The organism is Croceitalea sp. MTPC5 (genome assembly GCF_036985505.1).
Taxonomy (GTDB): Bacteria; Bacteroidota; Bacteroidia; order Flavobacteriales; family Flavobacteriaceae; genus Croceitalea.
Genome location: NZ_BTGQ01000005.1, coordinates 52,524 through 66,876 on the forward strand (window position 1 = coordinate 52,524; position 14,353 = coordinate 66,876).

At 40.5% G+C, this 14,353-nt stretch carries 12 protein-coding genes; 7 read left to right on the top strand and 5 right to left on the bottom strand.

From position 1 onward, the window contains the following. Positions 1-3: 3 nt before the first annotated feature. The gene (locus AACM45_RS15490; protein ID WP_339143858.1) at positions 4-2,751 is read right to left on the bottom strand and encodes a DEAD/DEAH box helicase family protein; all 2,748 of its coding nucleotides are present in this window, start codon (positions 2,749-2,751) and stop codon (positions 4-6) included. A gap of 3 nt (positions 2,752-2,754) precedes the next feature. On the opposite strand from AACM45_RS15490, the gene hemB reads away from it, so the two are divergent. Genes hemB through AACM45_RS15510 form a run of 4 tightly spaced genes read left to right on the top strand, consistent with a single transcriptional unit; the run spans position 2,755 to position 6,660 of the window. Beyond that, positions 2,755-3,744: a porphobilinogen synthase gene (hemB, locus tag AACM45_RS15495; RefSeq protein ID WP_339143859.1), complete on the top strand. Its 990-nt coding sequence runs from the start codon at positions 2,755-2,757 to the stop codon at positions 3,742-3,744. Between the two features lie 11 nt (positions 3,745-3,755). After that, positions 3,756-5,012, top strand: a complete 1,257-nt coding sequence (locus AACM45_RS15500; protein WP_339143860.1) for a serine hydrolase domain-containing protein — start codon at positions 3,756-3,758, stop codon at positions 5,010-5,012. Between the two features lie 56 nt (positions 5,013-5,068). Next, complete coding sequence (locus tag AACM45_RS15505; protein WP_339143862.1) at positions 5,069-6,190, top strand: hemolysin family protein; 1,122 nt, start codon at positions 5,069-5,071, stop codon at positions 6,188-6,190. Further along, positions 6,190-6,660, top strand: coding sequence for a methylated-DNA--[protein]-cysteine S-methyltransferase (locus AACM45_RS15510; RefSeq protein ID WP_339144194.1), 471 nt, complete (start codon positions 6,190-6,192; stop codon positions 6,658-6,660). Before AACM45_RS15505 ends, AACM45_RS15510 begins: the two co-directional genes overlap by 1 nt. On the opposite strand, the gene AACM45_RS15515 is transcribed toward AACM45_RS15510, so the two are convergent. Then, positions 6,657-7,766 carry a hypothetical protein gene (locus AACM45_RS15515; RefSeq protein WP_339143864.1) on the bottom strand — a complete coding sequence of 370 codons (1,110 nt, stop codon included), beginning with the start codon at positions 7,764-7,766 and terminating at the stop codon, positions 6,657-6,659. The two genes, AACM45_RS15510 and AACM45_RS15515, sit on opposite strands and share 4 nt — an antisense overlap. A 78-nt stretch (positions 7,767-7,844) precedes the next feature. Between AACM45_RS15515 and AACM45_RS15520 the strand changes: the two genes are divergently transcribed. Further along, positions 7,845-8,558, top strand: coding sequence for a 3'-5' exonuclease (locus AACM45_RS15520; RefSeq protein ID WP_339143866.1), 714 nt, complete (start codon positions 7,845-7,847; stop codon positions 8,556-8,558). Next, positions 8,555-8,923, top strand: coding sequence for a glyoxalase/bleomycin resistance/extradiol dioxygenase family protein (locus AACM45_RS15525; protein ID WP_339143867.1), 369 nt, complete (start codon positions 8,555-8,557; stop codon positions 8,921-8,923). The genes AACM45_RS15520 and AACM45_RS15525 overlap by 4 nt, the downstream gene beginning before the upstream one ends. Here the strand turns inward: AACM45_RS15525 and AACM45_RS15530 are convergent. From AACM45_RS15530 to AACM45_RS15540, 3 genes are all read right to left on the bottom strand, one after another. Then, positions 8,920-11,118: a S8 family serine peptidase gene (locus AACM45_RS15530; RefSeq protein WP_339143868.1), complete on the bottom strand. Its 2,199-nt coding sequence runs from the start codon at positions 11,116-11,118 to the stop codon at positions 8,920-8,922. The genes AACM45_RS15525 and AACM45_RS15530 overlap by 4 nt on opposite strands. A 152-nt stretch (positions 11,119-11,270) precedes the next feature. Continuing rightward, positions 11,271-12,245 (bottom strand): endonuclease/exonuclease/phosphatase family protein, encoded by a 975-nt coding sequence (locus AACM45_RS15535; protein ID WP_339143869.1) that lies wholly within the window; start codon positions 12,243-12,245, stop codon positions 11,271-11,273. A gap of 29 nt (positions 12,246-12,274) precedes the next feature. Next, entirely contained in the window at positions 12,275-13,045 is a 771-nt protein-coding gene (locus AACM45_RS15540; RefSeq protein WP_339143871.1) for a TMEM175 family protein, read from the bottom strand. 87 nt (positions 13,046-13,132) lie between these two features. On the opposite strand from AACM45_RS15540, the gene hflX reads away from it, so the two are divergent. Further along, positions 13,133-14,344 (top strand): GTPase HflX, encoded by a 1,212-nt coding sequence (hflX, locus tag AACM45_RS15545; protein WP_339143873.1) that lies wholly within the window; start codon positions 13,133-13,135, stop codon positions 14,342-14,344. Positions 14,345-14,353: the final 9 nt, after the last annotated feature.

Genomic DNA, 14,353 nt, shown 5'->3' on the forward strand with positions numbered 1-14,353 from the left:
TTCCTACTTCCAGCTGGTCGCCTTTTCGGGCCGTTCTTCGAATTGATAGCGAACATGAGAAAAACGGGCTTTTAATAGCAATCTTCTTCCTTCAAGGGTACGGGTATACACCAACTTGGTACCGCCGATATGGGATTTCCATGATTTTAAGAAGGCCTGGGCGCTTTCCTTTTTCCTTCCCAATACAAGGGGAACGGCATAATAGGTTTTATATCCTAAAAATTGCTTGAGTCCACTGCGTACCCTAAGCAGGTACCTCGGGTTTTCTATAGGGGCTATGATTTCTTCCAATAGCTTTACGAATAGATTGCCATCATGCTGATTTGCGCCATTTAAATGAATTGAAAATCGACCATTTTTTTCTTGATAGGCCAAAACGGCCATTTCGTTGGTGGTGCTCGTCAGTAGTTTTGCCTCTTTTAGATATTGATACAGTGCATGGGCTATCCTTTTGGTGCGCTTAAACTGATTTCCAAAGCGGAAATATACCTTTAACGCCTTGAACGTAGCCGGGGCAAATCCTAGCAAAATTCCAGCCAGCAAAATGTAAACAAATGTCAGCCAACCTTTACCCAATAAGATATCCAGGTTTTTTAGAATAACCTCAGGCAGAAAAAGTGATAAGCCAACCGCCACTTGAAAAAAGAGGTATTTGGCAACGTTAAGGGCATTCAATCGATTTGTTTCCGTAAAATTCTTGTCCCGATTATAGGGCATTCGAAGTTCTTGAACCAGAACGTTGCCATTTTGAATTGCAGTCTCCCAACGCGTTTTGACCGAGGTATCTTTGGTGGCCAAATGAATCATTTCAGTATTGATGGTATTCAAATCTGCTTCATCATCCCATTCCTCAGGCAAATTCAGACGGCACAGACCATTCTCGATTACCGGTATTCCTTTGAGGGACACCCCGGTAAAAGCCAGAAAACGTTGCTTAAGAACAGTTAGATCTTTCCCTCCATCTTTTACGGTGGGATCGATACAGACCAAATGCCATATGTTCCCAATTTTATTGGAATCATTAGGGTCGATTCTTATGGCTCTTCCCCGCATTTGGTTTGATGAAACAAACGAGCCAACGTAAGACGCAAGAATCAGTGAATTGATACTCGGTGCATCCCATCCCTCACCCAATAATGATTTTGTACCGATTAGTATTTTTATTTTTCCTTGTTCAAACAGTTTTGTAATGGCAGCCACCATCTTGTTTTTTACAGTACTACCCACTGTAATGTGAAAATGTGACTTGCTTGAGACAACGCTGGCCGTTCCGAGTGACTCCACGTCCAATATCCTTTTGAGATCTTCAATAACCGTTTTGTGCAATATGATCAAAGTTCCCGTCAATACTGCGGTATATTGCCCTAGATCAGTATGTGCCAAAACATATTGAAAAATGGACACAACGCCTATTTTTCTTAATTTTTTGGTGTCTTTGCCAGAGAAAGAAAGGTATTCTTTTCGAATAAAATCAGTAAGTACTACTGCCTTTGTCCTACTATTTAAATGTTCAAAAGTGGCCGTCAAAATTGCCTGTATACCCTCAAACTTACTGGGGCTACTTGCCAAGTTTCTATATAAACTTCGGTCACCTATAAAATCGATTTTACGCTTTTCCCATACCCCTATCCGTCGAAGTTCTTTCTCGATAGGAAGGAGTAATTCCTCACTTTTCGAAAAATACTCCCTTTCATCGATTAAGAGGTATTGCAGCAAGGTTTCGGCCCATTCATAGGTAAAACTTGGAAAGTTAGCTTCCCCATCTTTAAACCCGAGTATTTTCAATTTTTCCTTTTCAATGGTTTGCCCGGCGGCCTTTAGAAAAATTAAAATCGATGAGAAGAAGGAGGTGTTTTCATAAACCAATTCCAATGAGTCATTGGCATTTTTGTAGATCGGTAAGTTTTTTAGAAAATCAATAAAACCTTGATTGCTGAGTAGCCTATGGGTAAAAGCGATAATTTGCTCCCGATAAGCGACAATATATTTTATTTCGGCCTGTTCAGGCTTAGAAAAATATACATAGTCTTGATGCGGACACAAATCTCCATTTTTGATAAGGTCAGGTACCGCTATTTCATCATCTATAGGGCCACATAAACTAAAATACCGTTCCAGCTCATTTGCAGAACTATCATATGGGGGCGTAGCCGTAAGGGCAATAATCGTCAAATTCGGTATAGCCTTTAAGGCAAAGAGCGATTTCCACCAGCCGTTTTTTAGATGATGTGCCTCATCCAGCACCAAAGTTTCAACATTATTTTTTACAATAAAATCAAGCAAGGCTTCATTGTCGTTGATACCAAAAGACTTATGCAGCGAAAATAACGATTGGTATGTTGAAAATGTAAGCTCTTTCGGATTCTTGATGTCCATAGAAAAGTTGTGATACTTTCCTTCATTATCAAAGAAGGATTTCATCCTACTTTTCCATTGGTTGCGAATGGTAAGAGTCGGTGCCAGCACTAAGCTTGGTCTACCAATACGTATCATCATTTCGAGACCTAAGATGGTCTTTCCCGAGCCTGGCGGGGCCACAACATGTAAATGGTTGTCGGTTATATGCTCTTTGAAGCCGGTTAGAAAATTTTGCTGGTAATCGCGCCAGTCAAATCTAAATTTCAGTTGTTTCGTCAAGTTGTTCAAAGAGAAGTCCGTTGGTTTATTAGTGCTATTCCAAATTAAAAGAATAATAATCAAATTAGGGGCATTTGCAGGGCCATACTTTATATTTGTAGTGTAATATACCATGATATGTACCCATTGATCCGTAACAGAAGATTAAGGCAGAATGAGGCCATCAGGCACTTGGTGCGCGAAACGATAGTTACCCCAAGCGATTTTTTAGTCCCCTTATTCGTAGTTGGGGGAAAGGGAGTTAAAGAAGAAATTGCATCAATGCCAAATTATTTCAGGTTGAGCTTGGATCATCTTGAACAAGAAGTGAAAGAATTATGGGATTTAGGCCTTTGTGCCGTGCTGCTTTTTGTGAAAGTTGACGATAATCTAAAAGACAACAAAGGTACCGAAGCCCTGAATGACCAAGGATTAATGCAACGTGCCATCAAGACCGTAAAAAATGCCTGCCCTGATATGTTGGTCATGACCGATGTTGCCCTAGATCCTTTTTCATCATACGGGCATGATGGTATTGTAGCAGATGGTCAGATTTTAAATGATGAGACCTCTGAGGTCTTGGCCGAAATGAGTGTTTCACACGCCCAGGCGGGTGCTGATTTTGTCGCCCCAAGTGATATGATGGACGGGCGTATCGTAACCATTCGTGAGGCATTGGAAGATGAGGGTTATAGCAATACCGGTATTATGAGTTATAGCGCCAAATATGCCAGTGCTTTTTATGGGCCTTTTAGGGATGCCTTGGATTCCGCTCCTGTGGATATCAAAAATGTGCCGAAAGACAAAAAAACCTATCAAATGGATTCGGCCAACCGATTTGAGGCCATTCGAGAGACCCAAATGGACGTTGACGAAGGTGCGGATATCGTTATGGTAAAACCTGGTTTATGTTATTTGGATATTGTTCGCGAAATACGCAACGAAGTAGACGTGCCTGTTGCCGTTTATCAGGTTTCCGGAGAGTATGCCATGGTAAAAGCAGCGGCTGAAAAAGGATGGTTGGACCATGATTCTGTAATGATGGAACAATTGATTGCAATCAAGCGAGCAGGTGCCACTATTATTGCGAGTTACTTTGCTAAAGATGCGGTCAAACTCATGGGATAAATTTCAATGATTTGAAAATCAAGTCTTTATATTTTATACTATTTGGTTTTTTATTGGCTGTCAAGGCACAAGAAAACCCTTTAGGTGCATTGGTTGCGACCAAGGTTGATTCGCTTATGACCTATGCCATTCAACAGCAAGCGTTCCCCGGCGGCCAAATTCTTGTAGCCCATAAAAATGAGGTGGTCTTTCATAAAACTTACGGATTTCACACTTATGATAGCATTCAAGCGGTAGGTCTTACCGATAGTTATGATCTGGCTTCGGTCACCAAAATTCTGGGTCCGTTACCGCCCTTAATGAAATTGGTGGATGAGGGGAAATTGAATCTGGATGTCCCTTTTAGTAGGTATTGGAAGCCGTGGAAGAGACGAAAGGACAAAAAAAACCTTACCCTACGGGAAATTTTGGCGCACCAAGCCGGGTTGGTGCCCTATATTGTTTTCTTGAACAAGGCTACAAAAAAGGGTGTTCCAAAAAATCGATTTATACAATCTGAGAAGACCACTACATTTTCAAGACAGGCTTTTAATGGCCAATATGTCAATACCAGGTTCGAACGCAAAATGTACCGGATTATCAATAGGTCCAACGTATCACAAGATAAGGTGTACAACTATTCGGGACTGACCTTTCTCATTTTTCCAAAACTTATTGAACAGTTGACGGGACAGCCGTATGAGCAGTATCTTGAAACCAATTTTTACAAGCCCTTGGGGTGTACGACGCTAAAGTTCAATCCAGCAAAAAAGAATTATCCCAATTCCATAGTTCCTACGGAGAAAGATACGTTTTGGCGTAAAGCATTGGTGAAGGGCTTTGTACATGATGAAAATGCCGCCTTACTAGGGGGTGTTTCGGGTAATGCTGGGCTTTTCGGTAATGCTGACGATTTGGTCAAAATGCTATTATTGTACCAAAATTTTGGTGTTTTAGATGGGAAACGCCTCTTGTCAGAAGCTACGGTTCGAGAATTTACCAAAATACAATATCCAGAAAATGACAATCGTAGGGGGCTTGGCTTTGATAAACCGTTATTGGGTAATGATACCCTAACGATGCCTAAAGCATACCCTTCACCACAAGCGAGTACCAAAAGCTTTGGACATGCCGGTTTTACGGGCACTTTTGTCTGGGCCGACCCAGAAAACCAATTGGTATTCATATTTCTGTCCAATAGGGTATACCCAGATAGAAGTCATCGTAACCTATACGACCTGCGTATACGACAAGAACTTCAAGATATCTTTTACACCGCTTTGAAATAAAATCTTTTACTAGTTTTGCTGCTATTGCTTACCTTAGTACCACCTAGCAACCAATTATGGGCCTCCTTATATTTTACGCGATCATTTCAATTTTTTTCTCTTTTTTGTGTTCCATACTCGAAGCGGTATTGCTCAGCATCACCCCGACCTTCGTGAATGTCAAAAAGCAAGAAGGGAAATCTTATGCCAACGAATTGGAAACCCTGAAAAAAGATGTCGACAAACCACTGATTGCCATTCTTACCTTAAATACCATTGCGCATACCGTTGGGGCCATTTTAGTAGGTGTACAGGCCAAAGTTGCCTACACTGAACTCTACGGAAGCACACAACGTAGTCTTTTTGGCATTACGTTTACCGAAGATTTGATGGTAGGGGTAGTCTCAACCATTATGACCATACTTATCTTGGTCGCATCTGAAATTATCCCTAAGACAATTGGTGCGACCTACTGGAAGCAATTGGCCAATTTTACGGCAAAAGCTTTGAATGCCATGGTCTTTTTCATGAAATGGACGGGCTTGCTTTGGATATTACAATTGTTCACGAAATTAATCGGGAAAAAAGGAGGACATGGTAGTGTGTTGAGCCGTGAGGATTTCACGGCCATGACCGATATTGCCGAAGAGGAAGGTGTTTTTCAAGAATCGGAATCGAAAGTGATTCGCAACCTGCTGTCTTTTGACGAAATTCAGGCGAAGGATATCATGACCCCACGAACCGTGATGAAAATCGCTTCAGAGGACACCTTGATCAAAGATTTCTTTGAGGCCAATAGGCCCCTGAGATTCTCAAGGATTCCTGTTTTTCAAGAGCGGGCCGATAATATCACCGGTTTTGTTCTAAAAGACGAAATGTTGGAAGCCATCATTAATAAAAAAGGAACGGATACCCTGGGTTCGATCAGGCGTGAAATTTTGGTCACCAATAGGATCAAACCCATTCCAGAATTGCTGGAAAAATTCGTGGAAAAGAATGAACATGTCACTTTGGTAGTAGATGAATATGGTTCGGTAAGTGGGCTGGTAACCATGGAGGATGTTATTGAGACCTTGCTTGGTCTTGAAATTATGGATGAAAGTGATAACGTTGAAGACCTTCAGGTCTTGGCACGTAAAAACTGGGAGGCACGCGCCAAGCGTCTCGGCCTCATCGAAGGTTCAAATGAAGTGGAATGATGGAAACCGCCTACCTAAAAACACCCATCGGATATGCCGAATTTCAAGGCGATATGAACGGATTGGCCTCAGTTACGGTCTTCGATGAAGAAAAACCCATCGATATCATTCCAGAGGCCTTGGAAGACGCGGTTTATCAGTTTACCGAATATTTTGAGGGAAAACGTAGAAAATTTGACTTGAAGCTAAATCCGCAAGGTACCGATTTTCAACAAAAAGTCTGGAAGGCCCTTTTAGGGATACCCTATGGAAAAACGGTTTCGTATCTAGAACTCTCCAAGAAATTAGGTGATGTAAAGGCGATTCGAGCGGTCGCTGCAGCAAATGGCAAAAATCCGCTTTGGATCATTGTGCCGTGCCATCGGGTCATTGGCAGTAATGGTGATTTGGTAGGATACGCCGGTGGTCTACACCGTAAAAAATGGTTGTTGGCGCACGAAAGTCCTGTAAAACAACAAACGCTTTTCTAGTCTTTAATGAAATCCGTTGGAATAAACGGTAAAATTACATTGTCAACGAGGGTACCGGCCGTTGATATTTGCATTACCCCACCTCCCCCAAGGCCATCCGATATTGCATAACCCACGAAAAACATATTCTGTGTACTACTAAAGACCTGATTGGTCAAGGTAATCGTGAGGCCAGTCTCCTTTTCCAACTGATCGGCAATACCCACAAAGTCCACAACAAAGTTCTCTTGGGTATCTAAATCAAATATTGCAGGTCCTGCTGCAAACAATGCAGGTTGTACAAAAGGGAGGGCATAGAACAATTTATTGTCTGAGAGCACCGCACCTTCAATTGGTCCAGGTGAAAATCCGGTATTAAAAGAAAGATTCGAGGCACTGATAAAAGCCAACGTGTCTGCATCATAAATCTCAAGTGTAGCATTGACCCCATTTTTGATTACGGCTAAATCGCCCGAATCTTCAATCAATATACTGATTGGAGTATCATTGAAATTAACTATAGTACCTAAGGTCTTTGTTACCGTATCGTATAACGTGAGTTTATAATTACCCTGATTATCCAAATAGGTGATATAAACCTTATTCTCAAAAAGAATAGGCTGAAATAAGAGGTTGACACTGAAATCAATGGTCAGGTCTTGACTTGAATCGTCGGCAAGCGTTACATCTTGAATAGCTAGTATACGATCATCAGAAGGACTAAAATAGCCAAAAAACACATTGCTCAAAGTATTGGTACCCCATACTAAGGAACGCTCAGGTCCATTTACATAAAAGTCTTGAAAATTAGTGGTCGCACCAGTATTAAGGTTTTTCTGTGCCAAGGAAAAAGCACCTTGTGAAAAAGAGTAAAATGATACAAAATCATCAACTTGCCTTAAGGTCAAATAACTAGGCAATACCCCTAGTTCTTCTGTTAAGTTGAATACTTCCCCAGAAGTCGTGGCCCCATCATAATCATATTGGTAAACGGCGTTTACATCTTCCCCGATAACTTGAAAGCTGGCCGCCGTTGGTTCTTCAACTTCTTCTATTGGATTGTTGTCGTCAGAACAGGCAACAACGTAAAGGGTCATAAAGACCCATAAGGTATTTTTCAATTTCATAGCATAGCAATACGACTTCAAGATACAATTTAATTTGTGCAAAATCCTCTAGTTCAATGCATTTTAGTATTTTACTATATGCTTTACAAATTGGACATAAAGAATATTCTGTTCTTGGATATTGAGACCGTGCCGGAGAAACCGGATTTTTCAGCACTTTCTGAGGAACAAAGATTGTTATGGGAACAAAAGTCAAAATACCAACGAAAAGACGAATTTACCCCAGAAGAATACTACGACAGGGCTGGTATTTGGGCTGAATTTGGAAAGATCATTTGTATTTCGGTAGGTTATTTCATCGAAAAAGGAAGTTCAAAAAATTTCAGGGTCACCTCTTTTTATGGGCAGGAAGTTCAACTTTTAAAAGACTTTAAAAATTTATTACAAGAGCATTTTAATCAAGCCAAGCATTTACTCTGTGGACACAATGCGAAGGAATTTGATTTCCCTTATATCGCGCGCAGAATGTTGATCAATGGCATCAAATTACCCTACAAATTAGACTTATTTGGTAAAAAGCCATGGGAAATTCCACACTTGGATACCATGGAACTCTGGAAGTTTGGCGATTATAAGCATTATACCTCTTTGAAATTGATGGCCAATGTCTTGGGCATACCTTCACCAAAAGATGATATGGATGGAAGCATGGTTCGTGATGTGTTTTATAAAGAAAATGATTTGGATAGAATTGTCACCTATTGTGAATTGGACGTTGTGACCACGGCACAGGTATTTTTAAGATTACGTGGAGAAGATTTGTTATCAAGGGAAGCAATCAAAAATGTATGAGCCAAAATTCGAATTTTCTCAAGACAATACCCGTTCTTCCATCCCAGGATATCAAACGGGATATTAGCTGGCATGAAAAATATACCGGTTTTCAAGCCGTTTTTGGTGATATGATGTATGCCGGTCTTGAACGAGAAGGCCTAAATATTCATTTGCAATGGCATGCCGATACTAAAGAAGACCCTTTATTGGCTGGTTCTGTGATAAAGCTCTTTGTAAAAGACATACACCCGATATTCGAAGAGTTTTTAAAACGCGGAACGGTGACCCAAGAAAAGTTACAGCTTAACACCCCGTGGAAAACCCATGAATTTGGATTTTACGATCTCAATACCAATGCAATATTTATCGTGCAGGATATTTAGTTCTTAAAAAATTTAGCACTCTTAATACCGCCGTAATCTTCAACGGTCAAAAAATACATTCCCGATGCCAGTGTCGACACATTGATCTGCGCTTCATTGGCACTTCCCTTTTTGATTGTTATTCCAGCTGTATTTCTGATCGTATAAACAGCGTCCATAGACAATTCTGCTTCAATGGCTATCTCGTTAACTGCTGGGTTTGGGTATAAACTGATAGCTAAATCATCCGTATAACTAAAACTATCCATTGTGAGTACTTCAGTATTCTCTCCATCGAATTCAAATTGTAGTTCTTCTGAATATTCAGAAGCCAGATTTTCGGTGCATACTACCCTTACCCGTGCTTGATATCGCTTTCCTATTTCCAAAAAATCAAGTTTCACCGTGTTATCCCAAGTTGTTTGGCTGATCCAATCGTTAGCTCCGGCTACTTTATACTCAAATTCATATAAGGTCTCTTCGTTCATAGGCCAGCCAATGGTACAACCCATTTCCATCGCGTTTTCAATACGTAATTCTTCTGGGGCTACCAGCGTGCATTGGGTGAGTTCGGCCCCTGTAATTATCAAAGAGAAATCTTGGTTTTCATTGAACAAGCTTCCCTTATGTGAGATAGTAACCGTATATGTTCCGACCGCATCGTCGATATCCACACGTTCAAAAGGATCTACACTATTATCTCCTTTTTTCGCAGGGGCATTGGCTTGTGAAGCATCCAACTTCCATGGAAAATGGGTTTCATCATCTTTAGTAATTCGAATGTCAAGATCATTGACCAAAGCCGGGGTAGTTGCATTTAATTCCCCACGGTTAGTGTAACTCCCTTCTACGTCAGTCCATGATATAGAGACTTGTAAAGGTGCTTTTCCGCTTGCGGTGACCTTCATTTCATAGACCTCCCCTTCTTTAAGTGTGTTTTCAACTATTTTGGAGCTAAAATCCCTGTGTTTCAATGCCTCACCTGCTCTTTGGGTATTGATGACCCCCCAACCCATCTTATAGTCGGGTCCTGCTTCTTGAACATCATCAGCAGTGTGCAATACCAAACCTTTCAAGGTAGCCGCCTTCATAAAAGATCCGTACAATTCTTCATGGTATTGTTGTAATAATAAAAGTGAACCTGTTACCCCTGGGGCCGCCATTGAGGTACCCATGGCACTTTTATAGCTTTTCTCATTTGCCGATCCAGTCGAAAATATAAGTGACCCGTCACCTGCTAAATCTGGTTTTATTCGCCCATCGTCTATAGGGCCAAAACTACTGTACGAAGAGGCCTCAGCGTTTTTTAGTTCCCCTTTTGAGTTTATCTTGGTATCGGCCCCTGCAATGACCAAACCGTTTTTGGAGGTGGCAAAACCTAAAAGCAAGTCATACCCATCTGCCGTCTTACCAAAATTAGGAAGCCCATTATCTCGCGATCTTTGCGCATTACCAGCGGCACTAACCATTAAATAATAGGGGGCATTGTACATTATTTTGTCCCAATCTTGGGAAACCTTGATATAACTACCAAAATACCAATCAGGTACACGGTCTGTCTTAATACCATACGAATGGTTTGATACCAAAAGGCCTTCGGCAGCTGCTTCTGCCACTTCGATTCTGTCCCTCGCCCAGTTATGGGTCAGTGCCCGTGCCTCAAAAGCGACTCCTTTTGCTTTTGCATTTATTCCTGAAGAGACTATAGCCCCGGTAACCATAGTGGTGTGTGAATCAATATCTTCACTGGCATCGCCACTTACTACCCGATTCCCGAATTCTTGATGGGTCGGTAAAGCGGTGCCTGCATCCCAAATACCGACCTGCATTCCGAAACCAGTTACCTGGGTGTTCAATACACCGCCACTGTAAAATGCTTTCGAACGGGAAACATTGGTATTTGCCGTTGTATAGGTAGTATAAAAAATCGGGGTGCCGTCAGTACCGATAGTGTTCAAGGCAACTAAGGTACCATCCAATTGCTTTTCGGAAAGCTTAAAAGGTGCTGCCTTCGTCATTGCCAAAATTTTTGATTGCGTGACGCTTTCCTCTTTTTTGAAATTGGCAATCACACCTTCAAGTGCTTTAGTGCGATTTGAATTTTGTATGGCAAATGCTTGATTTTTAGTTTGTGCCAACATCGAAATAGTGATAAAGAAGGTGATGACGGTAGATGGAAAAAATCCTGTTCCCCAAGTAGGTTTTTTGAAGTCCATAATAATTTATAAGTAAGATTTGGACTACAAATATATTTTTAAACGCAAATTACTTCGGTAAAAATCACCTTTAATTCGACGAATTACATGATTTGTTCTGTTGAACTGTGGTGAAAGTGTATTTTTATGTTGTGTAAGATTTTACTTTCTTTTTAAGAATTGAAATTAAGAACGATATAAACGGGAAAATGGTCGCTGTACCCCCCGAGATATTTTTTTCCCGCATAGGTCCTATATGGATTTCCTTTATACTTACCCTTCCACTCTTTTAAGAACCTCGGTGCAAAAACCTTTGCTTTCTTAAAACTATGCGTGCCTACCTCGTAGTTCAAGAAACTATGTGATACAATGACTTGGTCGAACAAGCTCCATTCGCCCTTATAGTTTGCACTTCCGCTATTCGGGGTAAGCAGTGCCTGCATAGGGTTTATAAATAAACCAGAGTCCATCAATGTTTGAATGCTCTCAGAATTAGGGTCATCGTTAAAATCGCCCATGATAACGATATTGGCATCTTTACCGTCTTGTGGTAAAAGGTTTATTTTTCGCAAAATCGTATTTGCCGCCGCTACACGTTTATAGGCAGTTAACTCGGCACCGTCCCTTCTAGATGGCCAATGATTCACAAAAACATGAAAGACCTCGTTATTCAATTCTCCTTTTACATAAAGAATATCACGTGTCAAATCACGATCGCCATTGGTGTTTTCAATCAATAGTGGAATGGTTTCAGCATCAAGAACATGAAAATAGTCTTTATTATAAATCAGGGCCGTATCAATACCACGTTCGTCAGGGGAATCAAAATGTACGTACCCATAATCAATAGCCTTGAGTTTTTCAGACTGTAGTAATCTTTGGATCACTCGAGCATTTTCTACTTCTGCTATACCTATGAGCACCGGAGGCAACTGGGAATCGTCTAAACCAATTTTACTTATGGCCTTGGCCAACTTGCGTGTTTTCCAAATAAACCTTTTTTCGTCCCATTTTTTAAATCCTTTTGGTGTGAAATCGTCATCTAAAACATAGGCATCATTTGTCGTATCAAAGTAATTTTCAAGATTGTAAAAAGCTATTGTATATTCTTTTGAACGTCTTGATTTTCCAGAATTTTCTTTATCCATTATACCATTTATAATTCAAACCAATTAGCTCAATCAAAGTTCAAGCCCTTCATTCTTTTTCTTCTAAATCCATTGTAAAGGGGTACGACGATAGCTGTCAACAAATAGGTCATTCCCGAATATCCTGCGGCTTTGCCACCAAAAATGACGACGATCAAAATAGCGATTACCGCGATTGACATTAAAATGAAATATTCGTTAATAAAGGTTCTGGTAATATATTTTTCCCGCGCGTTCAGGTTCAATTCTTCCGCTTTTTTCATCGCATTGACATGCATGAAAATGATAATCAAGTAGATAAAGAATAGCCCTAAACCAAAACGAATCATCAAATCTTGCCACTGATCGACATTTAGTTCCGCTACCTTAAGATTGGTATAGGCCGTTCGAAGGGCCTCAGAGGTATCACCCATACTTCGTTTGATACTTGCATAAATCGCGGTACCGATGAATGAAAAAAGATATTTTAACGGATAGATGTAGAATAACAGTACGAATAAAAATAAGGCATTAAGTATCTTGGTCGTTTTATCGTTTAAGCCATAATAAAGAAAAAAGTTGCTATGGTTGTTCCATAATCCCAGCAAGAGCATCGTGCAAAATATAAATCCGATAAAACTATACATCGAGGCCTGAAGTTCAATATACGTAGTGGGTACCTGTGATGAAATTACCAAGAGGGTAATCGAAAAACCAAAAACGGCATCCGTCAAATTTTCAAGTCGGGTTGTCTGAATACCCCTATACCTAAAACCATCTTTTGATGTTGTCTTAGTCAGACCCAATAGTTTTTTTTTCATTGAAATCCCTTTAATTACAAAAACATAAGTGTAAAATACAAAAAACGACTTGCAAACATTATGTAGCTTTGTACTTTATGGTATGCCATGTTAGAAAAGAAAACTTTTGATTACGAAAAATCGATACTGATAGGTGTCATCAATTCAAAACAAAATGAAACTACCGTCAATGAATATCTAGATGAATTGGAATTTCTCACATACACTGCCGGTGGTGAAGTATTGAAACGCTTTGTGCAACGCATGGAAATTCCAAATCCGAAGACACTGATCGGAAGCGGAAAAATGGAGGAAGTCGCCATCTATGTCAAGGACCATGAAATCGGTGCGGCTATTTTTGATGATGAGCTTACCCCTGCGCAACAACGTAATATCGAAAAGATCTTACGTTGCAAGATTATTGACCGCACGAGTTTGATCCTAGATATTTTTGCCCAACGTGCCCAAACCAGTTATGCCCGAACCCAAGTCGAACTGGCACAGTATCAGTATTTACTTCCGAGATTGACAGGACTTTGGACGCACTTGGAACGACAAAAAGGGGGTATCGGAATGCGTGGCCCCGGTGAAACGGAAATTGAGACGGATAGGCGTATCGTTCGTGATCGGATTGCATTACTCAAAAAGAAACTGAGCAAGATAGATCGCCAAATGGAAACCCAACGGGGAAACCGTGGTGCTCTGGTTAGGGTAGCTTTGGTCGGCTATACCAATGTAGGCAAATCTACCCTTATGAACGTTATAAGCAAGAGTGAGGTTTTCGCTGAGAATAAGTTATTCGCCACTTTGGATACTACAGTACGAAAGGTCGTTCTGGGCAATTTACCGTTTCTACTCAGCGATACCGTAGGTTTTATCAGAAAGCTACCCACACAATTGGTCGAAAGTTTCAAAAGTACGTTGGATGAAGTACGCGAGGCCGATTTATTGTTACACGTAGTTGATATTTCGCACCCTAACTTTGAAGAACATATAGACTCGGTTCATAAGATATTGGATGAAATCAAGAGTGCCGATAAAAAAACCATCATGGTATTCAATAAAATCGACCAATACGAACCAGAAGTTATTGATGAGGACGATCTCGTTACCGAAAAAACGAAAATCCATTTCACTTTGGAAGATTGGAAACGAACTTGGTACAGCAAAGTTGGTGATCGAGCGCTATTTATATCGGCGCTGAACAAAGAGAACTTAGATGATTTTAGAAAGCGGGTCTATGATGAGGTACGCGATATTCATGTTACCCGTTTCCCTTATAATAATTTTCTCTATCCAGAACATTTAGATGAGTACTAAGCCGTTTTT